Origin of the sequence: Chitinophaga cymbidii, assembly GCF_007992715.1 — a bacterium.
In the GTDB taxonomy this organism is placed as follows: Bacteria; Bacteroidota; Bacteroidia; order Chitinophagales; family Chitinophagaceae; genus Chitinophaga; species Chitinophaga cymbidii.
Genome location: NZ_BKAU01000001.1, coordinates 2608416 through 2633935, shown reverse-complemented (window position 1 = coordinate 2633935; position 25520 = coordinate 2608416). Strand labels below are relative to the sequence as shown.

Below are 25520 nucleotides of genomic sequence, written 5' to 3'. Positions count from 1 at the left end.
CAATCCGCCACGCCGCGTTAGTACTCGTTTGAGTAGTTTTTGCATCAATCCGCCCGGATCATTTTATCATCATTCAACTGCCATTGATGATCATAAAAACCCGCCATCTTCACTTCGCCCGCGCCGTTCACCAGCATCTCCGCATGATAGATCATGAAGTCCGGGTACCCGCTGGCGCCCGCGAAATACTGGTTGCCGTCCGCCGCCTTCATCCCCGTTAAACCGCTTCCGCCGATCACGCCCACGGATGCAACGTCGGAACCTTTGAGCGGCCACACAAAGCAGGCGCTCAACGCTTCGCCTGTCCATTGCCTGTTGCCGGCGGTGATCCTGTTGCGTTCTACCTGAATGGGGCAATCGTTCAGCAATGTTTTCCAGGCTTTGTTGGTGTTCCGGTTGCCGTAGATGATCACCCCTCTGTCCCGGTAATTCTCCGTCGCGTAATCCTTGTCCGCAATAATATCTACCGCTCCATTACCTCGGTAGTACCAGGTTTCGGCATCGTACCGCGCCTTGTTGAAGCTCCATTCGTTTTCTTCGCGGGAGCCGCCGGTGCTGTACACGAATATCATCCGGTGATTGAAAGCATCTTTCAATGTGCCGTTGCGGTGCGGCCCTTTTTCCGATAACGGTGGCTGGCGGTGAACGGCCCAGGCGCCGCCGGTGTTCAGCAGGTAAAGCGGCGCGGTGGTAACGTTGTGCGTAATTTCCGTGCTGTCGATTTGCAGTGTCAGCGCAGTTCCGGCGGAAAAACCGCTGAGGTCCAGCCGGAGCAGGCGCACGTTTTCAGTAGTGCCGCGGATGTTTTTTTCCGTGCGGTTACGGTGGAGTTGTATCCGGCTGTATTGCAGCGGATGATGTTGCTGCTGCACGGAAGCCCAGCGGAAAGAATCGGAGATGCCGGGGTTGGCGGTCGTAAAATCGATGGTGTTCACAGCGGTGTCAGCGGGACGGCTGTGCCATTTGAAAAAATCAAAGATGGGCTTCCAGTCCACGCTGATATTGCCAAACCAGTGTGACCCGCCGGGGTATTCGTAGTAGCTGAGATCAGGATGGAATGCGCCCAGCAAGCCGCGCATCTGCCGGGCATAGTTGACCGATACGGTGCGGTCCGCATCACCGTGAAAGATATATACGCCCAACGGCTTGTAGTTTTGCACCAGCCGGATCACGTCGCTCTGGTTGCCGGCGCGCAGCAGCATTTGCTCCATGGGGGAACCGCTGCTGTCGGGGATCAACCCGTCTGCGGACCCGTATCCTTTCAACGTGGGATATCCCGCGCAGGGCGCGATGCCCGCCCATTTATCCGGGTAGGTGGCGCCGAGGAACCAGGTGCCGTGGCCGCCCATGGAATGCCCGGTGAGATAGATATGCCGCGGATCAGGTTGAAATTTTTCGCGGGCGATGTGCAGCACTTCCAGCGCATCCAGCCGGCCCCAGTCTTCCCAGTTGAACCCCCGTGGGCGGCGGTTCGTAGCCGCCACCAGCGTCCCCCAGTCCTTCGGCTGGTAAGCCCTCGCCTGCCCGATCGCTTCCACACCCGCGCCATGCACGGAAAGAAAAAGCGCCGATCCTTTCACCGGCCCGTTCGTTTGCGGCGCCACCGCGTAATATTGCAGACTGCCGTCTATCTCACTGGTAAACGTGCTGCTGTATTGATCCCCCGGCGCCACCGCTTCCACCGCGATCTCCGCTTCATCCAGTATTTTGTTTTTATCGAGCAGCGCAAGATGGCAAACCGGTTTCCCCACCGTATTCACAGCGCCGGCATCAAAAGAGAAAGGCACTTTTCTGGACGACATGGGAGGGATGGAAGGCAATGCAGCAGTGATCTCTTTTCCGGCCAGCGCAGCACGCATCCGCAGCCCTTTCCATTCCTTGTTGGTGCTGTTGATCACTACCACCGCGCCTTGCATTGTATCCGGCGTTTGCCCCGTAACGATGGCCGGCATGGTAGGGTCTTCCGTTACCAGTTGCAGCGGCTTGCCGGGAAAACGGAGGCTGGCGGTGATCATGGCGCCGCGCACATAGATCTCGTTCAGTCCTTTTTTCAGCTGCACCGGGATGTACAGCCATCCTGATCCGTAGGGATCGCCGGTATGCGGGATGCCGTTGAAATATAATCCGCTGTTGCCTTTGATATGCAGTAAGGCCGGGCGCGCGCGGTCGGATGAATAGGTCAGGTAAAAATATCCGCCTCTCCCGAAACCCCATCCCCTGCCACCTCCGCGGCGGACGAGGCGTTGGGCGCTGTCCGCTTTTACGGCCTGCCATTGCAGCGACGGCGCGAAAGACGCACCTTCCACCGGTGTTTTCAGCTGGTTCGTATAAAGCTGGTAAGCGAGGTGGTCTGTATACACCGCCTCTCTGCCATAACGTTGCGGAGCGGCCACAAATAAAGCCTCCGTGAACGGAAAGGTATCCTGGGAAAAAGCCGGCACTGCAAGGCAGCATTGCAGGAAGGCCAGCAAGTATTTTATTTTATTCATGCCATGAAGATTCAATCGTGCGAGAACTCTCTCACCCTTACCTTTTTACGGCTGGTCTTGAACTCCTTCACTTTGTTTTCCATGACCAGCGAAACCGCGCCGATCAGCTCCGCATGATGACCAAGCGTGGAAATGGCCAGCTTGGTGTTGGCAGCAAGGCGGGGAATGCTGTGCTCATTCAAAGCCTGCTGCACCGGCGCTTCCCATACCTTGCCGGCCAGCGTGCCCCTGCCGCTGAGTATCACAAATTCCGGGTTCATCAGGTGGATGAGGATCGCCACCGCTTTTCCGATATCATAACCTGTTTTCGACAGCAGCTCCACCACAAAGCGGTCGCCTTTGTGGGCGGCTTTTACGATCGCATCCCAATCCGCCTCCGGGTGCCCCGTGGGGAACTTCGCGCCCAGGGCGGACAGGCGGCCGTCCTTCAGGCCGTGCCCCGCTTTTTCGATCACCAGCAATAGGGAAGCTTCCGTTTCCAGGCAGCCGCTCTTGCCGCAGCTGCAGAGCTTGTTGTTATTGAAAAGAGGAATGTGGCTGAACTCGCCCGCAAAGCCATCATGCCCCCGGAACAATTCCCCGTTCAATATCATGCCCAAACCAATCCCCCACCCGATGTTCACCACCATGGCATTCTTCTTCTGCCGGGCGGCGCCGAAACGGAACTCCGCCAGTGCGATCAGGCTGGAATCATTATCAATGTACACCGGGATGTTCAGTTCGCTGGTCAGGTATTCAGTGATGGTTTTGCCGCCCGCATTCAGAAAAGAGTAGTTGACCCCTTTCTTGAAATCCACAAAGCCCGGCATGCCTATGCCCGCGCCAATGATCTTGTCTTTGCTGACGCCGGACTCTTTGATCACTTCCTGCATCTTTTCCTTTAAACGGACAATCGCTTCCGGGTTGTTGGTCAGCGGCAGCTCAAATTCCTTCACCTGCGCCACCGGGTTATTCTCAATGTCCATCAGCGCGATGCGTGTAAATTCCTGGTCCATTCCTACCGACAAAATATAAATGGCATCCGGCTTCAGCGCGTAAATGATGGGCCGCCGGCCGCCGCTGGAAGGGGCATAGCCCAGTTCGGCAATGGAGCCGTCCGCGATCAGATCATCTATTATTTTCAGTACATGGGGAATGCTTTTGCCCATACGCACGCTCAGGTCAGTAGATGACAGTTTGCCTGAAAAGTAAAATTCCCTTAAAGCCAGCGCTTTATAATAACTCTTATTAACCATAATTCACAAATCGCTATACATTGTTAGAAGAAACAGTGATGATCCGGAAAAAAGTTGCAAAAACTGAACGCAGATCAGCCAAAAATATCAATATATATCTGAAAAAAGATAAACCAGGCGGGCCGCCATGAAAGCGTCTTTGAAATCAGGTTAACGCCTGTCGCCAACGCCTCATCCGCCAATAATGGTATGAGATGTTGCTTCCGGTTGATGATGGTTAGATTTTATCGTTTGCCGCCAAACGGCTGCTGCTGCGTTTACACGAATGTAACAAACTTTTGAAAAAAAATAAAAAGTATTACACATTTTTTATTATCTCCCGGAACGCCTTATCAGCGGGGAGAAAAAATACTTGTTCATTTTCCGGTTGCCGGCGGCATCGCGCAAGCCCTACCTTTGGAAAAAATATAGGAATGCTTACCCACGAAAGGATGTACCAGGCGATTGTTGAAAGGGACGTAACCTTTGAAGGAACATTTATCACCGCGGTGAAGACCACGGGCATATTCTGCCGGCCCACCTGCACGGCCAGGAAACCGAAGCCGGAAAACGTAGAGTTCCTCCGCACGGCGGGCGAGGCCATACGCAAAGGATACCGCCCCTGCAAGATCTGTCATCCGCTGGAGAAGATCGGGGAAACGCCGGCTTTCATCCGGGATATTTTGCAGGAGCTGAACGCGGACCCGTCCAGGAAGTTCAGGGACGGGGACCTGCTTCAGCGGGGCGTTGAGCCGAGCAGGATCAGGAGATGGTTTCTCCGGAACCATGATATGACCTTTCACGCCTATCAGCGGATGCTGCGCATCAACGCCGCGTTCAGCAGGATACAGCACGGAGAGCCGGTGACCTCGGCGGCCTATGAAGCGGGATATGAATCGCTGAGCGGCTTCGGGGATTCTTTCAAAGCGGTCTTCGGCGTATCGCCTTCCAATAGCAAAAACAAACAGGTTATTCACATGACCCGGCTGGAAACCCCGCTGGGCACCATGTTCGCCTGCGCGGTGGAACAGGGCGTCTGCCTGCTGGAATTCACGGACCGCAAAATGCTGGAAACAGAACTGAACACCTTGTCGCGGTTACTAAAGGCAAACATCATCCCCGGCATACACCGGCATTTCGACCAGCTGAGGCGGGAGCTGAATGAATATTTTGACGGGAAACGGAAACACTTCACGGTGCCGTTGTTCATGCCGGGAACCCCTTTCCAGCAATCTGTGTGGGAAGCATTGCGGGCAGTGCCGTACGGTACAACGTCTACCTATAAACGACAGTCCGTCACCCTGAACAGACCGGAAGCGCCGCGGGCCGTGGCGCATGCCAACGGCATGAACCGGATATCCATCCTGGTGCCCTGCCACCGGGTGATCGGCGAAGACGGCAGCCTCACCGGCTATGGCGGCGGGCTGCACCGGAAGCAGTGGCTGCTGGATTTTGAGCGGTCGAACGCGGCGGATAACGATCTGCCCGATAGCAGCTCGTGACCGTTCCAATCTGCCGGAACAGCTCATCCGGGAGCCGGCCTGATATCCCGCAAACAAAAAAAGGCAGCCTTTTAAGCTGCCTCTTCATATTACATCAAAAAAACTTACACTTTATAATACTGCTCCCATCCTTTCCTCGGCGGCGGTCCCACGAGCAGGTCGTTCGCATGTCTGTTATTGGTGATCACCTTTTTCGCGCGGTCGAATTCCAGCTTTTCACCCGTCCATTGCGCAAGCACCCCGAGGCAGAAAACCTGGCTCAGCGGCCCGGCGATCGCAAACGGTGAGCGCGTCTGCTCAGCGCCCTTGCAGGCTTTCAGGAAGTTCGCAAAGTGATTGGAAGGGCTCTTCGGCACTTCAGGCAGCTTGCCTGCCATCTCTTTTGCTTTCTCTTCCGGGATGATGGACAGCGTGCTGGCGTGCGAGCCGCCTTTGAAGGTCAGGTCTTTTCCGTAGATGATCTTGCCGGGGTTGAGCTTCGCGGGCTTGATAGCGCCCGTGCTCGGCGGCGGGATGTTCGGGTCCAGGCCGGATACGCCATATCCTTTGGGGATCGGCGGAAGGTTGTCCACCCCATCATACCACTTCACTTCCAGCGCGGGCATATTGCCGCGTTCGGGGAATTTGAAGGATAAGGTGGTAGACATCGGGTAGAAGAAATCATTATGACCGGATAATTTCAGCGGCGCTACTTCGTAAGGCAGGCCCAGGTCCAGGAACTGATGCGCGGTATCCAGGATGTGCGCACCCCAGTCGCCCAGCGCGCCCATACCGAAATCGTACCAGCAGCGCCATTGACCGTTCACAAAATCCTTGTTATAGCTATGCCCCTGCGTGGCCATCTGCCAGATGTCCCAGTTCAGGGTAGACGGAACAGGCTGTGCCGCCGGGAATGATTTAATGTTGGGGTCCCATCCATGCCAGCGGCGCGGTGAGTTCATATGCGCGGTGATAGCGGTCACATCTTTAATGATGCCGGCATCCACCCAGGCCTTGAATTGAAAATAGTTCGCCTCGGAATGTCCCTGGTTGCCCATCTGGGTCACTACCTTGGGATGTTTCTCCGCTGCTTTCATCATCAGCTCCACTTCATTGAACGTGCGCGCCATCGGCTTTTCCACGTACACGTGCTTGCCGAGGCCGATCGCCATCATGGTAATAGGGAAGTGGGAAAAATCCGGCACACCAACAGATACCGCTTCTATCTGGTTCCCCATCTTGTCGAACATCTGCCGGAAGTCCTGGAACCGCGGCACGTCCGGGAACATCTTCAGCACTTCCTGCGTGTGCGGCGCGCCCATGTCCACATCGCAAAGCGCAACAATATTGGCGAGGCCGGTCTTGTACAGGTCTTTGATGATCTCGCCGCCGCGGTTACCGATGCCGATGCAGGCCAGGTTCACACGCTCATTGGGACCAGCCAGCTTTACATTGGCCATCAGGATGCCGGGAGTGGCCGCAGCAGCAGAAGCCAGCATGGCTTGCTTTAAAAACGACCTTCTTGAATACTCATTATTCATTTCGTGATTGTTTATAACTATGGAATTCCAAAATACAAATTTATCAGTACCGCGCTGTGGACCGTCTTTTGATGAGCCTCGATTGCAGCACTACATTATTATTATCCCCCGCCAGCGTTCTGTTCTTTTTATTAATGATGTTGAACAGCTCCTTCGCGGCCGTTTCCCCGATGTCGAACGCCGGCTGCGTGATGGTTGTCAGCGAAGGATTCAGCAGCGCCGCCGTATGCAGGTTGGAAAAGCTGATGATCTTGATATCGTCCGGTATCTTTAACCGCATCTTTTCACAAACGCGGTAGCATACAACGGCCAGCTTTTCCACCGAAGCGAAAACGCCATCCGGCTTTTCAGCTACCAGCATCTTTTGTATCAGTTCGAACGTTTCATCGTTGTCGTTCGTGCACTCCAGCACCAGCGGCACTTTCTGCGCGGAGTATTGCTGCAATGCCTCCAGGTACCCGTTCATCCTCACTTTCCCCACCGGGATATTTTTATGGACCTGCAAGTAAGCTATTTTTTTACATCCCGCTTCAATTAGATGATGAGTGGCGAGGACGCTGCTTTCATGATTGTCAGACGTTACCTTCACATTGCTCACACACTCGCTGACCCGGTCGAACAGCACCAGCGGAATGCCGCTGCTGTTCAGCTCTGCCAGGTGATGGCTGTCGTTATCCTCGCTTGACATCGACAACAATACACCATCTACTCTCCCGCTTGCCAGCGTATTGATGAACGATACTTCCAGCTCGTGATCTCCATGCGTAAAATGCAGTAATATATGATATCCCTTCTCCTGCGTTACCTTTTCAATTCCGCTGATCACGAGTGAAAAAAAATCATTCACCATATCCGGTATCACCACTGCGATCATCTTTGTTTTCTGTCCCCGCAATCCGCTCGCATTCGAGTTAGGCTGATAATTTAAACGTTTGGCCAGGTCAAAGACCCTTTTCTTCGTTTCCCCGCTTATCTCATGACTATCCCTCAATGCGCGGGATACAGTAGATATGGATAAGTTCAATTCCTTAGCCAGGTATTTAATATTTATCTTACTCATGTGAAGGCCTCCCTTCCGGTTTTATAAAATATGATTATTAGTTTGTACTGCCAACAAAAGCGCTTTCTTTTCACGCAAACGTTTCCGTAAATAAATGAGTAAAACTGCGACAACGTTCATTCTTTTTCATAAGTTAACGCCCGATTTAAGTTGATCCACGCATACAAACCCGTTGTCAAAACCAAAATTACAGCATGAAGATACAGTTGTCTACCGTATAAATGATTTCGCTCTGCAGTATAAATGATTCCGCTTCAAAATAACAGCAAAAGCAGGAAGCATCAAGACCATACCCGGAATTTCCTTTAACTGGTAAAGGAGCAGCATCTTATTCTCTGAACTTATTGTGTACGTCGCACAGTACGGGCATACCATGTCCCTCATCACCTTTTAATGATTGATTTAACCAATGTTATGAACACTGTACAAACATTCACCAGGGCTCCCCTCAGATATCGCGCATATTTGAGGGCCTCCATCGGCGTTATCGGCTGCCTGTGCCTGTCCCTGACCGGCTTTGCAGCACACGTAGCCGACACAACAACTGTACCGGAAGACACCATTATCCGGGTCTTTAATGGCCAGCAACGGAAACATGATGTGAGCGGTGCATTTTCGCAGATCAACGGCAGAGCCGTTGAAAACAATCCTGTGATCAACAACGAGAACAGAACGCAGGGCCTGCTGCCGGGGCTTTTTGTAATGCAGAACAACGGCGAGCCCGGCGATGAAGGCGCCTCGCTGCTGGTACGCGGCAAGCGTACCTTCAGAAGCAATGCCCCCGTTGTGCTGGTAGACGGCGTGGAAAGAAGCATGGACCTCCTGGACCCGAACGAAATAGCGTCCATCACCGTGCTGAAAGACGCCGCAGCCACCGCGCAGTACGGCCTGAGAGGCGGCAACGGCATCATCCTCGTTACCACCAAACGCGGACAGGAAGGCGAGATCAAAATTTCCTTCAACGCGCGCGCAGGCATGAAAACGCCCACCACCACACCGAAGCTGCTCAACTCATTCCAGTACGCAACGCTGTACAATGAAGCGCTGACGAATGATGGAGCAAGCCCCCGCTACTCCGCGGAAGACCTGGACAAGTATGAAAAGGCTTCGCGCGGGATCTATGAGAACGAGCTGGACCGCTACCTCTATCCGGACATCAACTGGTACGATGAATATGTAAATAAATCCACCTGGCAGCAGCGTTACAGCCTCAACATCAACGGCGGCAACAAGAACGCGCGGTACTTTATCTCCGCGGGATATACCAGCAACAGCGGCTTGTACAAAGTTGACAAAGCTGCCAATACCTATAATACGAATGCGGACTTCAACCTGATCACCCTCCGCTCGAATGTGGACATCAACGTTAACAAACGTTTCTCCCTTGCGCTGGACATTGCGGGAAGGCAGGAGCAACGCACCTATCCCGGTTCGCGTACAGATGCTTCCCTGCGCGTGTTCCGCGCCCTGTATAAAACCCCGCCCAACGCATTCCCCGTTTTTACACCGGACGGCTACCTGGGCGGCACCAAAGATTACAAGGACAACCCCTACGGCCTGCTGAACAACCAGGGATACTCGCTGTATTATGTACGCAGCATGTTTGCCACCTTGCGCGCAAAACATGATCTCGACTTCATCACAAAGGGCCTGGTGCTGAAAGGCAACGCCTCCTTCGACAGCTGGTACGATCAGAATACCAACCGCAGCAAAAGCTTCAAGGTATACGACCTCCGCCAGTCCAACGGAGAAGTGGAATACCTGCCGGACGGCAGCATCCGGTATGTGGAAACAGGTTCCAACACCCAGATGTCCAGCGGCGTTGAATACCCTTCCACACAACGCATCTTCACCGGCGACCTTTCGCTGAACTACGACCGCACCTTCGGCCGGCATGCCGTTACCGCGTACGCCGCGGTGATGCAGCGGATCATCTCCTCGGAAAATAACGGGAACATTCCGCGGGCTTACCTCGGCACGAACGGCAGAGTTTCTTATGCTTTCAACAACCGTTATCTCGCTGAATTCAATTTCGGCTACCAAGGTTCCGAGCAATTGCTGCCCGGCCATAAATTCGGCTTCTTCCCCGCTGTTTCCGTGGGCTGGGTGGTGTCTGATGAAGATTTCCTGAAGGATAACCAATGGGTGAACTTCCTGAAGCTCCGCGCCTCCCACGGCATCACCGGCAACGACGATCTCGGCGGCTACTTCATCTGGTACCAGAAATACCAGGGCGCCGGCGGCGTGAATTTCGGATGGACCTCCCTGGGTTACACCGGCTGGAACGAAACGGCATTCGCGCTCAACAACGTTACCTGGGAAAAGGTAAAGAAAACCAACGTAGGGCTGGACGCCGCGCTGATAAAAAACAAAGTAAATCTGTCGTTCGACTGGTTCTATGAAAAGAACAGCGACATCATGATACAGCCCGCCTTGCCGAATATCATGGGCATCCGCTTTCCCGACTTCCCCATCGGCGTGATCGAAAACAAAGGCTTTGATGCGATGATCGGGTATACGGACAGGATCGGGAAACTGGAATTTACGCTCAGCGGTGTGGTTTCACATGCAAAGAACAAGGTGCTGAACAGAGGGGAGGAAAAGCCGCGGTACGACTACCAGACCCGCACCGGGCGCCCGCTGGACGCTATCTACGGGCTGGAAGCCATCGGCCTTTTCCAGGATCAGGATGAGATCGACGCCAGTCCAAGGCAAACATTCGGCGTGGTGCAGCCCGGTGATATCAAGTACAGGGACCAGAATGGCGATAGCGTGATCGATGCGTACGACGAAGTATTCCTGGGGCAGGGCAACATGCCCACCCTGCAATACGGCGCGGGCCTCGGGCTGAAGTACGGAGGTATTGACCTGAACGTGCTGTTCACCGCCAGCCGCGGCACCATGCAGAACATGACGGGCGAAGCCGTATGGGAGTTTCACGACAACGGCACCGTACGCGAGCATCACCTCGGCCGCTTCAACCCGGAAGATCCCAACAGCTGGGCCGGCGCTACCTATCCGCGCCTCTCGCTCGCGAACAAGGCCAACAACCAGCGCACCTCTACTTACTGGCTGAAAGACGCCAACATCCTGAGGCTCCGGACGCTCGAGATCGGCTACACCTTCCCGGAAACCCTCGCCGCAAAAATCAGGATGGATAAAGTCCGGATCTACGCCAGCGGCTACAACCTGTTCACCTGGTCGTCCACCGACCTGATGGACCTCGAAGCCCGGTCCAGCCACTACGTCACATATCCCATCCAGCGGATCATCAACGGCGGCATTCAAGTAACCTTCTAAACTTTTTCCTGTAATGAAAAGAATCATACTCTTTATAGCTGTTATGGCAACGGGATGGATGTACGGCTGCAAACGCCCGCTGTATGTGGTTCCCGTGGAATTCAAATCGGCGGAATACGTCTTCTCCGATTCCGCGCGGGCCGAGTTCTTCATGAACAACGCCTACACAGATCTTCCGGCGGACGTATCCAACAGCTTCAACTGGCTGGACGGTAATGCCATGCTGGCATCCGCTTCAGACGAAGCCATGCATATCTCCACGAACAAAACTTCTCCTTCCGCCGCGCAACGCATGAGCGCGGGCAACTGGAATCCTTCCAACATGCGCTACTACCGCGCCAGCGACGGTGCGGGAGAGATCGGCTCCTGGCTGAAATGGGGCGGCTATCACGGTAACCGCAAGGCCAATACCGCCATCAAGAACCTCCACCTGCTGCCCACCACGGTCAGCGAAAGATACCGGAACCGGCTGATGGGCGAAGCCCTCTTCCTGCGGGCGCTGCATCACTGGTTCCTGTTCCAGAAATGGGGCGGCATTCCGGTAGTGGACAAATCCTTTGAAGCGTCTGACGATGTGCTGGTGCCCAGGAATTCCGTTCGCACAGTAGTGGATTTCATCACCCGTTCCTGCGATGAAGCCGCCGCCCTCCTGCCGGATGAATCTTACACGGAACCTACCGAAGTAGGCCGCGCGGACCGCGGAAGCTGTATGGCGCTGAAAGCTAAAGTGCTGTTATATGCCGCCAGCCCGCTCTACAACCGCGCGGGCGACGACTCGCTCACCTCCTACGGGAATGTGGACGCGGGCCGCTGGGCCCTCGCAGCAAAAGCAGCGCAGGACGTGGTAGACCTCGGATGGTATCAGCTTTATCAACCCACCGCTGACGGCGCCAGGAATTATAAGGAATACTTTAACGAATGGGGCGCGGGCAACGGCAACCGCGAATTCATCTTCGGCAGGCTGAGAACGCCCAACCGCGATACGGAGAACGACAACTTCCCCGCCGGCTTCACCAACGCGAAAGGCGGCACCTGCCCCTCGCAGGACCTGGTAGACGCCTACGAGATGAAAGACGGCACCCTGTTCAGCTGGGACGATCCCGCGCAGGCCAAAGATCCTTACCTGGACCGTGACCCGCGTTTCTACGCCAGCATCATCTACAACGGCGCCAAATACGCCAAGTTCGCCAACAAAAGCAACTACACTTTCCAGACCTATACCGGCGGTGAAAATGCGCAGGGCCTGGCAAAGACCGAAACTTCCTACTACCTGCTGAAGTTCACGGACTACGCCAACGTGAACCCCGCGGGGAACTCGGGCAACGCCTATCATAACTGGTCTTATTTCCGGTATGCGGAAGTGCTGCTGAACCTGGCGGAAGCAGGCAATGAAGCAGGTGGCCCCGCTTACGTGGTACCCGCCTCCAACAACCCGCTCACGCCGGTAATGGCGCTGAACCTCGTGCGCGCACGCGCGGGCATGCCGGATGTGGAAACCTCTTTCGCCAACCGCGGCATCGCGCTCACACAGGAAAACCTCCGCGCACTCATCCGCAACGAACGCCGCATTGAGCTGGCATTCGAGAACCAGCGCTACTTCGATGTGCGCCGCTGGATGATCATCGAAGACCTGCCGCAGTTCATCAGGGGATGCATGATCACGAAAGAAAGCGACGGTTCCTTCACCTATGATCCGGATGTGCGGGTGGAAAACAAAGTGTTTGAAGAAAAACACTACTTCTTCCCCATTCCGCAAACAGAAGTGAACCGTAACCCGAACATGCGCCAGAACCCGGGCTGGTAAGTAACCTTAAATCTCAGAAAGATGAAAAAACTGTTATCAATTATCATACTGCTGCTCTTTTGCCTGCCGGAACTTTTCGCGCAGAGCAGGGAGATCACGGGCAAAGTGGTGGACGACGCCGGCGAAGTGCTGATAGGTGCGAACGTCATGGAAAAAGGCACGAACAACCGCGCCATCACCGACCCCGACGGAAGGTTCAAGCTGACCGTTTCCGGCAACACGGGCATCCTGCAAATATCCTACATCGGGTATGTAACACAGGAACTGCCCATTAAAAACATTTCCAACTTTAACATCAGGCTGGCTTCGGACGCTACGAAGCTGGGCGATATTGTGGTAGTGGGCTACGGCACACAAAAGAAAGCAAGCGTAGTAGGCGCCATCTCGCAGGTGGATGCCGAAGAGCTGCAAAAATCATCCACGCCCAACCTTACGAATGCCATCGCCGGCCGTGTGTCCGGCGTGGTGACCATCATGGGCGCCGGCAAGCCGGGCAGCGACAATGCCGAGATATACGTGCGCGGTATGGCTACCACCAACACCACCGCACCGCTGGTACTGGTAGACGGACTGGAAAGAGAATGGCGGCAGATCGATCCGACGGACATTGAAACATTCTCCGTATTGAAAGACGCCTCCGCCACCGCGGCCTACGGCGTACGCGGCGCGAACGGCGTGATCCTCATCACCACCAAACGCGGCATCAAAGGCCGGCCGGTATTGAGCCTGTCCACACAAGCCGCCGTACAGGAAGCGATCCGCATTCCCGAATACCTCGGTTCTTACGACTTCGCCATGCTGACCAACGAAGCGCTGAAGAACGAAGGCAAACCGGCCGAATATTCCGCAAGCGACCTCGAGCATTACCGCCTCGGCAATTCCCCGTACACGCACCCCGATAATGACTACTACCGTGATTTTGTAAGGGACGGTTCCTGGCAGCAAATGTCCAACCTCAGCGTAAGAGGCGGCAACGAAGTGCTGGGATATTTCATCTCCGCCAACCATCTTCACCAGGAAGGGCTGTATAAAGAAATACCCAACTCCCGGTATGAAACCAACTCCAACTTCGAGCGCTTCAGCTTCCGCTCGAACCTGGACTTCACCGTGAACCCTACCCTGAAAGTAGGTGTAGACCTGACGGGACGATTTGAAGTAAGGAAGCAGCCGAACTTCGGGGAAGACCTGTTCGACAAGCTCCGCAGGCTCCCTCCCAACTGGGCGCCCTACATCAACCCGGACGGCTCCATCGGCGGGCGTTCCGACGAAACACGCCTGTCCCCCTACGCCCTGCTCTCGCAGTTCGGCAACCGCAACCGCAACACCAATGTGCTGGAAGGCGCGTTCAAGGCTACGCAGGACCTGGGCATGTTCATTAAAGGGCTGTCCTTCCGCACCCTCATCGGCTTCAACAGCAACTATGAATCCCGCAGGGATATTGTGGAGAAACCGGAACTGTGGGAATACACGCGCTTCGGTGACTACATCCTCAACAAATCTCCCACCGAGCTGTCCATTTCCACCGGCAAAGGCCCCGGCAGGCGCAGGCAATCCTTTGAGGGCGCTTTCAACTACAACCGCGCCTTCGACGATCATGCCGTTACCGGTATGATACTTTACCAGCAAAGCCAGTACTTCGATGAAGGCAGGATACCCACCGGTTATCTCGGATGGGTAGGCCGCGCCACCTACGCATACCGCAGCAAATACCTCTTTGAAGTGAACGCCGGCTACAACGGTTCCCGGCAATTCGATCCCAGCCGGCGGTTCGGCTTCTTCCCGGCTGTGTCTATGGGCTGGGTGCCGTCGGAAGAAAGATTCTGGAAAGACAACATTCATTTTGTGAATTACCTCAAGATCAGGGGATCGTATGGCGAGATCGGGAATGACAAGATCGGCGACTTCAGCTACCTCTATGAGCAACGGTACATTTATGCGCCGAATGAAGACGGATGGAAATATTTCTGGGGAGAGAATCCCAATTCTGAAAGAGGGATCATTGAAGGTCAGCCCGGCAACGCCTTCGTGACCTGGGAAAGAGCCAAAAAATCCAACATCGGCTTTGACGCAAAAATGATGAACAGCAAGATCTCCGTTACGGCGGACGTGTTCCTCGAAAAACGCCGGGACATCCTGGCCATCCCGTATTCCATTCCCCTGCTGTTCGGCATGAACAACCCGCAGAACGATACGAGAAAGGACGGGCAGGGATTGCCGCCGGAAAACATCGGCCGCGTGACCAACAAGGGCATCGATTTTGAAGTCAGCTATAACGACAAGGTCGGCGCATTCACCTATTTCATCAAAGGTAATTTCACCTTCGCGCGCAACGTCATTGAACGGATCGATGAAGAGGGCAAGCGGTACGACTGGCAAAGGATCGAAGGCAAGCAGATCGGTCAGCATTTCGGGTTGACGGACATGGGGCTGTATTCCCGCAATGACTTTGAGCAGGACGGCAACGGCGAGCTGCTGCTCGAAGGCGGTTTCCCCGTGCTCAAAAAAGATATCGCCATTCCTTCCTTTGGCGTGGTATATCCCGGTGATATCCGGTATAAGGACTTGAACGGCGACGGCATCATAGACAGCTATGATGTGGGCGCCATCGGCAAAGGCAAGGTGCCGCAGCATATCTACGGCATCTCCTTCGGCGGCAGCTACCGCAATGTGGATGTCAACATCCTGCTGCAGGGCGCCGGCGGAGCGGACATGTATTTCCGGGAAGATGCGGTATGGGAATTCTTTGCGCTCGGCAAAGTGATGCAGCATCACCTCGGCAGGTACAACCCGGACGATCCTTCCTCCTGGGATAATGCCACTTATCCGCGCCTTCATCCGAGCGAAAACACCAACAACCACCGGAAATCCACCTACTGGCTGTATTCCCGCAACTACATCCGCCTGAAGAATGTGGAAGTAGGATACAACCTGTCCAAAGCCATGCTGTCAAAGATCAAAATATCCAGCGCAAGGATATTCGCCAACGGCACCAACCTGCTGACCTTCGACGACATGCTGAACTGGGACCCTGAATCGGGCAGCGAAACAGGTAATTCATACCCGCAGTTCAGAACCTGGAATTTCGGCATCAGGGTTTCCCTGTAACATTTAAAACGATCAATTATGCACCGGTTAAAATATTTACTGCTTCTCCTGCTCTTCTCCTGCACCAAAGACGGAGCGGGCCTGCTGGACAAAGCGGAATCAGGAGATCTCAATGAAGACAGGGTGTTCTCCAACGCGAAGTACACCAAGGAATTCCTGACGGACATCTACCGCCGCATTCCTTACGGATGGGATAACAACGTATACCTGGACGCCGCTACGGACGACGGCGAATCACGGCCCTGGTGGGGTTGGGTGAACAACGTACATGTGGGCGCCTACAATCCCACGAGCCTGCCGGACAAGTTCAAGCGCTGGGCGGACTACTATGCCGCTATCCGCGCCTGCAATCTTTTCCTCAGCAAGATCGACAATGTGCCGCCCGATCCGGAGCAATACATGAGCGATGAAGAGATACGCACCCGCCTGAAATACGAAGCACTCTGCCTCCGCGCATTTTACTATGCGGAGCTGGTACGCTGGTACGGCGGCGTGCCCATCATTACCAAAGTGCTGCAACGCGATTCACCCGAATTGTACTCCGCCCGCGCCAACCTGGCGGAAGTAAAAGAGTTCATCCTCGCGCAATGCGACACCGCGGCGGCGCATCTCCCGGCCCGGCAAACGGGCATCGATTACATGCGTGTGACCAGCGGCTTCGCCAAAGCCATCAAAGCGCGTTTGCTGCTGCACCTCGCCAGCCCGCTGTTCAACGGCACCACCTCCGGCCCTGCCAGCCCCTGGTCATGGGGCGACTACGATGTGAACCGCTGGAAAGAAGCGGCGGACGCCGCCAAAGCGGTGATCGACCATACGGACGAGAACGGCGCGCCCGTGTACAACCTCGTGGTGAAAACAGAAGCGAACAACTATTTCGGTTCCAAGAACTCCTACCCCGGCTCCTACAAGGCAATGGGCTGGTTCAATGTTTTCATCACCCGCGTAAACCCGGAGATCATCCTCAGCTATGGTAAAAAAGGCATGACGAACGAGCTGGATAAATGGCAGCTGCCCGGCGCGATGCAGAAAGCGGGAGACGCCTCCTACACCCTGCCCACCTACAACTACGCCGCCTGCTTTGAAACAAAAGAAGGGTATCCTGTTTACCAGACCGATGACTATGGCGTTCCCTTACTCGACGGCAACGGGCAGTTCCTGGTGAATCCCGCTTCCGGCTTCGATCCGCAGCATCCCTACGAAAACAGGGATTCCCGTTTCTATCACTCGCTCTGGTACAATGGCTCCAGGTTCGGCGGCGTAACGTTCAACCCCTGGCGCAGTGAAGACGGCTCCCTCGGTCAGGAATACCTTACCGGGTACGGCCATACCGGCCTCTTCCTCCGCAAGTTCATGGACCCGAAGAACATCTCGCTGAACAACGGCGTAACCGGACAAACCAATCATAACTTCCCGCTGTACCGTTTCGTGGAAATGCTGCTGAGCTACGCCGAAGCGCTCAATGAATATCTGCCGGACGGCGCCGCCCGCACGGAAGTGATCAGCGTGCTCGACCAGATCAGGGAAAGAGCGGACATGCCGGACGTAACGGAAACATTTACAAAAAATGGATGGAATGTGAACGACCAGCAGCAGATGCGCAAGTTCATCCGCAACGAACGCAGGATAGAGCTGGCATTTGAAGAGCACCGCTTCTTCGACATCCGCCGCTGGCTCATCGGGGAACATACGCAGAAAGTGGTGTATGAGCATGATATATTCAAAAAGCTGGACGGGACCTTCGAATACACGATCAAGGTATGGGAAAGACGGGTGTTTCAACCCCGGCACAACCTGCTGCCGCTGCCGCAGTCAGAAGTGAACAACAATCCAAACATGCAGCAAAATCCCGGCTGGTAACCTTTAAATATTAAACAGATGAAAAAGATATTGCTATTATGTGTACTGGCGCTGGCTGCCTTCAGCAGCTGCAAAAAGGACGATCTGTTCGATAAATTCGTGCCCGAAGTGCTGTTCTATGAAAATGACCGGGTGGAAAACGCTGACTTCGTGTCAACCACATTGAGCGGCGGCGACAGCGAATGGACGGTTAAAGCGCGCGTCAGCGCACCCATGAAGCTGAAGGAAATAAAGCTGTACAGCAACGATGCGCTGCTGGAAACTTATACGGACTTCCAGCTTGCACCGAATGTGTATAATCTCAACTACGCGCTGTCCGGCATATCGCGGCAAACAATCGTAAGAGTAGATGCGGTGGATGCGGATAACAAACGCACCAGCCGGACGTTTACGATCAATGTTACGCCTTAGATGAATAAGGGTTGAGTAAGTAAAAGGGCTGACCAAAAAATAATGGTCAGCCCTCTTTGTTTATTACTGCTATGTCTTACTCCACCATCTGCGTAGCCCCCTCTCCTTCAATATCCGTAATAACAGATTGCCTGTTCAGCAGCAACGCGGTCTGCGATCTGGCAGTCGTCCATTTACCCAGTGAAACGTTGTATACACCGCCCATCAGGTTGAAGTATTGCTGGCCGCCGTTGTACTTGAGCGCAAGCGTGTTGGAGCCGGACATGAAATAAGGCTGGTCCTCAAGCGTGATGGGATTCTTCACATCATACCAGTCGGTATTCGTGATGAAATACCCTCTCGGCGGCGGGCCCGGCGTGTACAGGCTGCCCCCGGTGGAAACGAAGAGCACGTCTACCGGTTTTGAATCCACAGTGATCGCGGAGTCCGCAAACACTGCAACGCCGGAAGCGTTGCCGCTGTTGGGGAACAGGCCGGTGGTAGGATTGCCGAAAGCGTCGCCGCCCTGCACGGTATAGTCGAAAGACCTGATCCAGTTGGAGCTGGCGATGCTGGTAGATTTGGAGCCATTGATCTTTTTACCGGAGCCGCCCACATAGAAGAAAGTACCTTTCGCGGCGAAGCCTTCGTACAAACTGAATTTGAAAGTACGCTTGCCGCCAGTGGCCCATCCCTGTATCGGGTGGCCTGCCGGCGTAGAGGCATTGGCGTTACCGGTCACCACTACGGCATACGGCGTTGCGGCAAAGTCGATGTCTTCCGTAGCCATCATCTGCACGTATTCGTAGTTACCGTCGCCGCCGTCCAGGTCGCTCATAAAGCCGGTGATGATCACCGGCGTTTTCACCACTTCCGAGCCGAGCACTACAATGTCTTCGCTGGTGCGAACGCGGAGGTGCGGCACCAGGGAGTCTTTATCGTTCAGTGTATTGAAAACAACACTGTAATAGTTGGCATTGAAAGGCGCCTGTGTTTCCGCAAATTCGGCATCCGCTTCTGTATGCAGGATGATCTCCCCGAAACCGTCGTTCATCACTTTCTCGCCCGCCAGCTTGTCCCCCGGCTTGGGCAGCGGGTTAAAACCACCTTTCACCAGCACTACAAAAGTGCTTTCATATCTTTCCGGGTCTGCCAGCAGCTGGCTGGAACGTACCAGGTTCAGCGGAATGTTGACGCCGGAAGCCACTTTCTTCACGGCTGTAGCGGGAACGCCGGTGAGCTGCAGCATGCCGTTCACTCTTTTCAATACCGCTCCGTCAACAGTCACTACCACCGAATCGCCGGGCACATAATTCGCCGCGTCCGCGCCGATGTTGATCGCAATACCGCGGAGCTGCGAAAGGCGGCGGCGGTCCTGGATCAGCAGCAATCCTTCGGGCATGTTGCCGCCGGAGTGATCGGATACTACCACGCCGGTGAGCTGCGTAGCGCCGATCATGTTCTGTGTGGTGAGCGTTACATCGCTGCCTCTGTAGAGGTTCCTGATATCGTACGTAGCCATGAACGGGCTTAATTGTCCGCCGGGATAAGTATTATCGGTTTCACAACCCCACAGCGTGACCAGCGACAGCAAAAGAGAAAAATATATTGTTAGTTTTTTCATTGCCTGTTTTTTTAGACTGTTATTGTTTTTGCCACCATACTTCGGTAGAGATCACATCCGGCCCCTGCGCCGCTACCGCGGCTTTATAATTGGTAGGGTTGGTAGATTGCACATATACCGGGTAAGTCATCCTTGCGGGCATCACGCCATTATTCCGCAGGCCGGGGCCTTTCGGCAATATGGGATGGCCGGTGCGGCGGTATTCAAACCATTGCTGCATATCTACAAAGAACAGGGCGTAGTATTTCTGCAGATGGATGCGTTCCATCTTCTCGTCTTCCGTCATACCCTCCTGCCAGTCGATATCCGCATCCGCCAGGTATTCTTCGATGGGCTTGTCGTAGTCCGGCAGCCAGAGCTTGATACTCGCTTCCGTGCCAGCCTTGTAGAAATCGCCGGCGGACCCGCTGATCCAGCCTTTCACTGCCGCTTCCGCGAGGATGAACTGTATTTCCGCGTAGTTCAGGATCATGCCGGTGAGCGGCTCCGTTTGCATAGACGCTTTGGAAGTATTGGAATAGAAATAGGATCGCTTTTCGGGGTTCTGGCCGGGCGCGTAGCCGCTCGGGATGCCTACGTAAGAACCGCGGGAAGGCGCAATGGCCCACCTGTTGAAACCGTCCTTACCGTAATCCGGAATGTTGATGCGGGGATCGTTCCATTTTACCAGGTTGTCCAGGAAGAATTCGCCGAGGCCCGGAGAACGGAAGTCCTGCTCCCTTACACCGATGTACGGAGAAGCAAAAGGCCCGGCGCCGGTCCACCGCAGGATAGCGGATTCATCGTTACTGGAAATGATGGGGTAGGTGGACTTTTTAGTTTCCACGATCTCCTTGATCTTTTTGATACAGGTGTCGGAAACTTCCGCTTTACCGGAAAGGCGTAACAGCAAACGCAGGTAGAGCGAGTTGCCGAACTTGCGCCATTTGGTGTTATCGCCATAATACACCGGGTCGCTGTTAGGCGTCAGGTCGCCTTCCGCTGCGGCGAGCAGCGTGTTGGCCTTCTCCAGGTTGCTGAAGATGCCCATGTAGATATCTTTCTGACGGTCGAACTTCGGTTCAAACACCTCGCCTTCCCGTGCAAGATTGGACTCGGAAAAGGGAATATCGCCGTAGGTATCCGTGAGGATGGAATAGAGCCAGGACTGGCAGATCAGCGACACGCCCATGTAAGATTCATTCAGCACAACGCTGTCCGCTGCATATTTGTACATGTCCTTGAAGTTGGTCAGCTCCGAGTACAGCCCGTTGTAAAGGTAGTCCGCCCAGTTGGCGCGGAAGTCGTACCGGAACACCCTGCCTTCGGATTCGCTCATGTCCACCGTTACCTGCATCAGCTCATTGTTGAAGTTCCGGTTGCGCAGCATGTTATAGGTCATGCTGCTGACCATGGCCGGGGCCAGCATTTGCGCGGGCACCGCGAAAGGCGAGTTATTCGGGTTTGTATTGATCTCCTTGAAATCTTTCGTACAGGAAGAGACCAGCATGCTGAGCAATAGTACAGCGCCTGTAATCTTATTTATAATCTTCTTCATTTTATTCAAATTAGAATCCAAGAACTAAATTCACGCCGAACGTACGGGTAGAAGGGAACTGACCGATCTCGAAACCTTTTACGATATCGCTTCCGCTCAGTGTACCAAATTCCGGGTCGAACATCGGCCAGTCTGACCAGATAGCGAGGTTACGGCCATATACGCCGATGGTGGCGCGTTGCATGCCGATCCTTTTCAGCGCTGCTTTACCAAGGTTGTAATCCAGCCGCGCTTCCCTGAACTTGATGAAGTCCGTGCTGAAGGTGCTGCCTTCCGCATTGTCCGCGCCGTAGTGCGAGCGGTAGTATTCGTCAATGTCCATCGCGATCACATCGTTCTGACGGTATTTTCCGTCCGCATCCATGATCACGCCGTTACCGATGATGCCGTTGTAGCGGCCGGGCAGCGTTTTGGTGAGCTTGCCCTGCTCGGAGAACTTGTAATGCATCAGGGAGTGCGCTACCGCGCCGTATTGCGCATCGAACAGCAGGCTCAGGTTGAAGTTCTTATAGCTGAAGCTGTTGGTGAAGCCGATCTTCCATTTTGGGATGGTGTTGCCGATGTATTGCACATCTTCGCTGATCAGCGCAAAACCGGTTTTTGCGTCGTACACCACCTGTCCGTCCGGAGCCCTTACGTAGCCTCTTCCATACAGGTCGCCCATGCTGCCGCCTACTTTCGCTACCAGCTGTCCGCCGCCTACCCTGCCGGTTTGCAGTACAATGGAGCTGTCCGGCAGCTCGGTGATCCTGTTACGGTTGGCGGAGAAAACGATGCCGGTGTTCCAGGTAAATCCTTTGGAGGATTTGATGGGAGAGCCGTTCAGCGCGACCTCGATGCCCCTGTTATTTACATTGCCCGCATTGATCACCGCGCGGGTATAACCGGAAGAACGGTCCACGATGCGGTCCAGGATCTGGTCTTTCGTATTGCTGGTGTATATGGCGATGTCTGCGCCCATACGGCCTTTCAGCATCTTCACGTTCACGCCTGCTTCATATGCATCCGTTCTGAGCGGACGAAGATCCGGATTCGCTAATATAGAAGGGTTCTGCAGTGCGCCGCCGGGATACAGCGTGCCTGCCTGCTCGTAGTTGTATGCTGTTCTGTAAGCGGTAGTAAGACCGCTGCCCACGCTCGCCGCGGAGAAGCGGAGCTTCGTGAAGTCGAATGCTTTCGGCATTTTTACTACTTCAGATAATATGAAGCTCACATTTGCGGCGGGATAAAAGAACCCTGCATTCGTAGTACGTTCCGGCGTGGCCAGTGCGCTGTTCCAGTCCTGACGCGCCGTCAGGTCCAGGAAAAGGAAATCCTTATAACCCGCGGTGAACATCCCGTAAAAGCTGTTGATAGCGAGTTTGCTTTTCCAGGGCAATGTTACCAGCGGTCCCGCGGCATTCGCCATAATGTAGATGCCGGGATAGGTCAGGGAGTCCGCCCGCACTTCATCTTTATTATAATTGTTCCGCAGCATGCTTCCGCCGGCAGTGATGGAGAAGTCGAAATCCTTGTTTATTTTCTTCGCATACTTCAGGAGGAAGTCGCTGCTCATTTCCTGGGAGAAAATGCTCTGCGTGCGGTAGCTGCCGTTTTTCATCTTGGCGCCCGCGTCGAAGGGGCGTTTTTGCGCGCGCTGCTCATAGGTCATGTCCATAGAGGTGCGCACCATCAGGCTCAGCTCCTTGGTGAAATCGTAAGTAGCCTGCACGTTGCCCGTTACGCCGTGGCGGTTGGATTCGTTGAGGAATTCGTAGGCAATGGCATAGGGGTTCTCCGGATAGGAGCTGAACGGATACCTGATCTTCTGCCCTTCCTGGCCGTGCGTCCAGTAGTCCCTTAACCAGTCCGGGTCCGCATTCGGCTGCCAGAAGATGTACCAGTACATGATGGACTGGTTGCCGTAGCCCGCGCCCGGAAGGTTATCGCTTCGTTTATTCGTATAGTTTATTTTGGAGGAGATCCGCAGCTTGTCGTTCACTTTGGAGTTGACGGACATGGCCACGGTGTTCCTTGCATAGCCGGTGTTCGGCGTGATCCAGGTATTGCGTACATCTGTCACGGAGAAGCGTGCGGTGGTCCTGTCTGTTCCGCCGTCTACGCTGATGGTATTGGTGAAGGTTTCACCTGTCTGGAAGTATTTGTTGATCTTGCCGGGGTAGCCTACCCAGGGCGTTCTTTCCTTACCGACCGCCTGCAAATTCGGATCGTACTGGAAAAAGCTTTGTCCATCGAACTTCGGTCCATATGCAGAGCTGGTGCCGGAGGTGCTGGAACCGTCTGCAGACGCACCGTAAGAATAGTAATCCATGCCGTCCAGGCCCTGGCCGTATTCATATTGCAGGTCAGGCCAGCGGTTCACATCTTCTATGGAAGCGTTGGAGTTGATGGTAACGCCCAGCCCTTTCCTTTTGGAGCTGCCGGATTTGGTGGTGATGATGAGGGCGCCGTTCGCACCGCGTTCGCCATACAAGGCCGCGGCGCCGGGGCCTTTCAGCACGGTAATGGACTCAATGTCTTCCGGGTTGATGTCGTTCAGACCGGAACCGTAGTCCGCCGGCATGTTGTCGCTGCCCGTTCCGTAAATATCTTCACCGGAAACTGCGGTCCGGCGGGAACTGCCGCCGATCACCACACCATCCACCACGATCAGCGCTTCACCGCCGCCGGTCAGGTTGGTTTCACCGCGCAGGATGATCTTGTTGGAACCGGTAGGGCCCGAGTTGGAGCGCAGGAGGTTCAACCCCGCAACCTTTCCGGACAATGCATCCGTCCAGTTGCCGGACATGGCATTCGTCAATTCTTCGCCCTTTACCACGGTGGCGGCGTAGCCAAGCGCTTTCTCATCGCGTTTGATGCCGAGCGCGGTCACCACCACTTCATCCAGCGCCTTGGGATCCGGAGAAAGCTGCAGGTTCAGCACCTGCGTTTTGTCCACGGCCACTTCGCGGTGAAGGAACCCCAGGAAGGAAAACACAAGCACAGACTTGCCTTCCGGGAGCGTTAACATGTAGTTGCCGTTCTGATCGGTGATCGTTCCGCCTTTGCCGTTCTTGACTTTAATGTTCACACCAATCAGGGCCTCTCCTTTTTCATCGGTTACTTTACCGCGTACGATAACGTCTTCATAATTTGCGGCAACCTTTGTTTTCTCAGGTTTTGAAGCAACGGGATGCTTCCAGGCAGCCTTAACAGGTGCGATGCCAAAGGCACACAACTGCAGGCCGGTGATAAGTAGGAAAAATTGTTTCATGCAACGATGATTGTTAATGTAATGGTTATCCTGCGATAACAGTTTTAAACAGATTTCAGTGATAAGTTCATTCGTATGTAATCGCCCCATATAATGAATAGCAGCATTCAAGGGCGCAAAAATATAGGCGCATTATGAACTTTATGTTAAGCGATTATTATGTTTCGGAGAATTTAATTTTTGTTTAAAAAACTATCATGCTGACCAGGGAGACAGCATATTTTTCCATAACGTTCCTGTGGTCCGCGGGCATACGGCATGTACACGGTCACGGATGCAGCACATTTTCTGTAACACTTCGAGGTTCTTTGCCGTAGAGGATCATGCATTGATCCGGCACTGCAAGGCAAAAGGGTGTCGCTCTTTCATGGCATTGAATTTTGGTTTGAAAAGGCTTCAGCAGCCTGTATAACGGGAATTAATTTTTTTGACCGCTCCGGGCTGAACCGAATCCGGAGCCGGTGACGCCACCGTAGCCTGCACGAAAAATCCTGACTGTTGATACAACCGGCTTGTACGCCGGTCATTCGTGGAAACATTTGTTCTTTAATTCATCAAAGGGACTATGCTAAAGTAGAAGAAAAAACTAAATTAAACAAAATTTAATTTTAATTAACCGTTTTAAAGAAATAGTGAAATAATGTGAAAGTATTGAACAGATTTTGGTAAAATGTGATGACATCCGCCACAGTAAAGCATTCCATAGGCAAAAAAGGCAATGCGTCATTCTCTTTTGATAGTCCGTACCGTAATATAATGAAAGTTTTCGAAATTTTCCCTCACAGCTATTTATCCCCGCAAAAAACGGACAGCGGTTGTATCAAAACCGGACACTTGTTCGTTTCTGATAATGTATAAACCGTTA

The 25520-nt window shown here is 54.0% G+C and carries 13 protein-coding genes; 6 read left to right on the top strand and 7 right to left on the bottom strand.

The window, feature by feature from the left end; all coding sequences use genetic code 11:
- Nucleotides 1-44 precede the first annotated feature (44 nt).
- Both CCY01nite_RS10840 and CCY01nite_RS10835 read right to left on the bottom strand, forming a co-directional pair.
- Nucleotides 45-2489: a carboxylesterase family protein gene (locus CCY01nite_RS10840; protein ID WP_146860621.1), complete on the bottom strand. Its 2445-nt coding sequence runs from the start codon at nt 2487-2489 to the stop codon at nt 45-47.
- Nucleotides 2490-2500: 11 nt separating this feature from the next.
- Nucleotides 2501-3724, bottom strand: coding sequence for an ROK family protein (locus CCY01nite_RS10835; RefSeq protein ID WP_146860618.1), 1224 nt, complete (start codon nt 3722-3724; stop codon nt 2501-2503).
- A 413-nt stretch (nt 3725-4137) separates the two neighbouring features.
- Between CCY01nite_RS10835 and CCY01nite_RS10830 the strand changes: the two genes are divergently transcribed.
- Nucleotides 4138-5205, top strand: a complete 1068-nt coding sequence (locus CCY01nite_RS10830) for a bifunctional transcriptional activator/DNA repair enzyme AdaA (protein WP_146860615.1) — start codon at nt 4138-4140, stop codon at nt 5203-5205.
- Between the two features lie 104 nt (nt 5206-5309).
- Here CCY01nite_RS10830 and CCY01nite_RS10825 read toward each other — a convergent pair whose 3' ends face one another.
- Together CCY01nite_RS10825 and CCY01nite_RS10820 are read right to left on the bottom strand one after the other, a co-directional pair.
- Complete coding sequence (locus CCY01nite_RS10825; protein WP_146860611.1) at nt 5310-6725, bottom strand: Gfo/Idh/MocA family oxidoreductase; 1416 nt, start codon at nt 6723-6725, stop codon at nt 5310-5312.
- Nucleotides 6726-6768: 43 nt separating this feature from the next.
- Nucleotides 6769-7785: a LacI family DNA-binding transcriptional regulator gene (locus CCY01nite_RS10820; protein ID WP_146860608.1), complete on the bottom strand. Its 1017-nt coding sequence runs from the start codon at nt 7783-7785 to the stop codon at nt 6769-6771.
- 414 nt (nt 7786-8199) lie between these two features.
- Here CCY01nite_RS10820 and CCY01nite_RS10815 point away from each other — a divergent pair, with 414 nt between their 5' ends.
- Genes CCY01nite_RS10815 through CCY01nite_RS10795 form a run of 5 tightly spaced genes read left to right on the top strand, consistent with a single transcriptional unit; the run spans nt 8200 to nt 18262 of the window.
- Nucleotides 8200-11085, top strand: a complete 2886-nt coding sequence (locus CCY01nite_RS10815; protein ID WP_186831003.1) for a SusC/RagA family TonB-linked outer membrane protein — start codon at nt 8200-8202, stop codon at nt 11083-11085.
- A 13-nt stretch (nt 11086-11098) separates the two neighbouring features.
- A complete protein-coding gene (locus tag CCY01nite_RS10810) occupies nt 11099-12889 on the top strand; it encodes a RagB/SusD family nutrient uptake outer membrane protein (RefSeq protein WP_146860602.1) in 1791 nt (596 codons plus the stop codon).
- A gap of 21 nt (nt 12890-12910) precedes the next feature.
- The gene (locus CCY01nite_RS10805) at nt 12911-15994 is read left to right on the top strand and encodes a SusC/RagA family TonB-linked outer membrane protein (RefSeq protein WP_146860599.1); all 3084 of its coding nucleotides are present in this window, start codon (nt 12911-12913) and stop codon (nt 15992-15994) included.
- A gap of 18 nt (nt 15995-16012) precedes the next feature.
- Nucleotides 16013-17851: a RagB/SusD family nutrient uptake outer membrane protein gene (locus CCY01nite_RS10800; protein WP_146860596.1), complete on the top strand. Its 1839-nt coding sequence runs from the start codon at nt 16013-16015 to the stop codon at nt 17849-17851.
- An 18-nt stretch (nt 17852-17869) separates the two neighbouring features.
- A complete protein-coding gene (locus CCY01nite_RS10795) occupies nt 17870-18262 on the top strand; it encodes a hypothetical protein (RefSeq protein WP_146860593.1) in 393 nt (130 codons plus the stop codon).
- Nucleotides 18263-18338: 76 nt separating this feature from the next.
- Here CCY01nite_RS10795 and CCY01nite_RS10790 read toward each other — a convergent pair whose 3' ends face one another.
- From CCY01nite_RS10790 to CCY01nite_RS10780, 3 genes are read right to left on the bottom strand one after another with little or no spacing between them, the layout of a single operon-like run.
- Complete coding sequence (locus CCY01nite_RS10790) at nt 18339-19865, bottom strand: DUF5689 domain-containing protein (RefSeq protein WP_146860591.1); 1527 nt, start codon at nt 19863-19865, stop codon at nt 18339-18341.
- 19 nt (nt 19866-19884) lie between these two features.
- Nucleotides 19885-21402: a SusD/RagB family nutrient-binding outer membrane lipoprotein gene (locus tag CCY01nite_RS10785; RefSeq protein WP_146860588.1), complete on the bottom strand. Its 1518-nt coding sequence runs from the start codon at nt 21400-21402 to the stop codon at nt 19885-19887.
- A gap of 10 nt (nt 21403-21412) precedes the next feature.
- The gene (locus CCY01nite_RS10780; RefSeq protein WP_246129903.1) at nt 21413-24655 is read right to left on the bottom strand and encodes a SusC/RagA family TonB-linked outer membrane protein; all 3243 of its coding nucleotides are present in this window, start codon (nt 24653-24655) and stop codon (nt 21413-21415) included.
- Nucleotides 24656-25520: the final 865 nt, after the last annotated feature.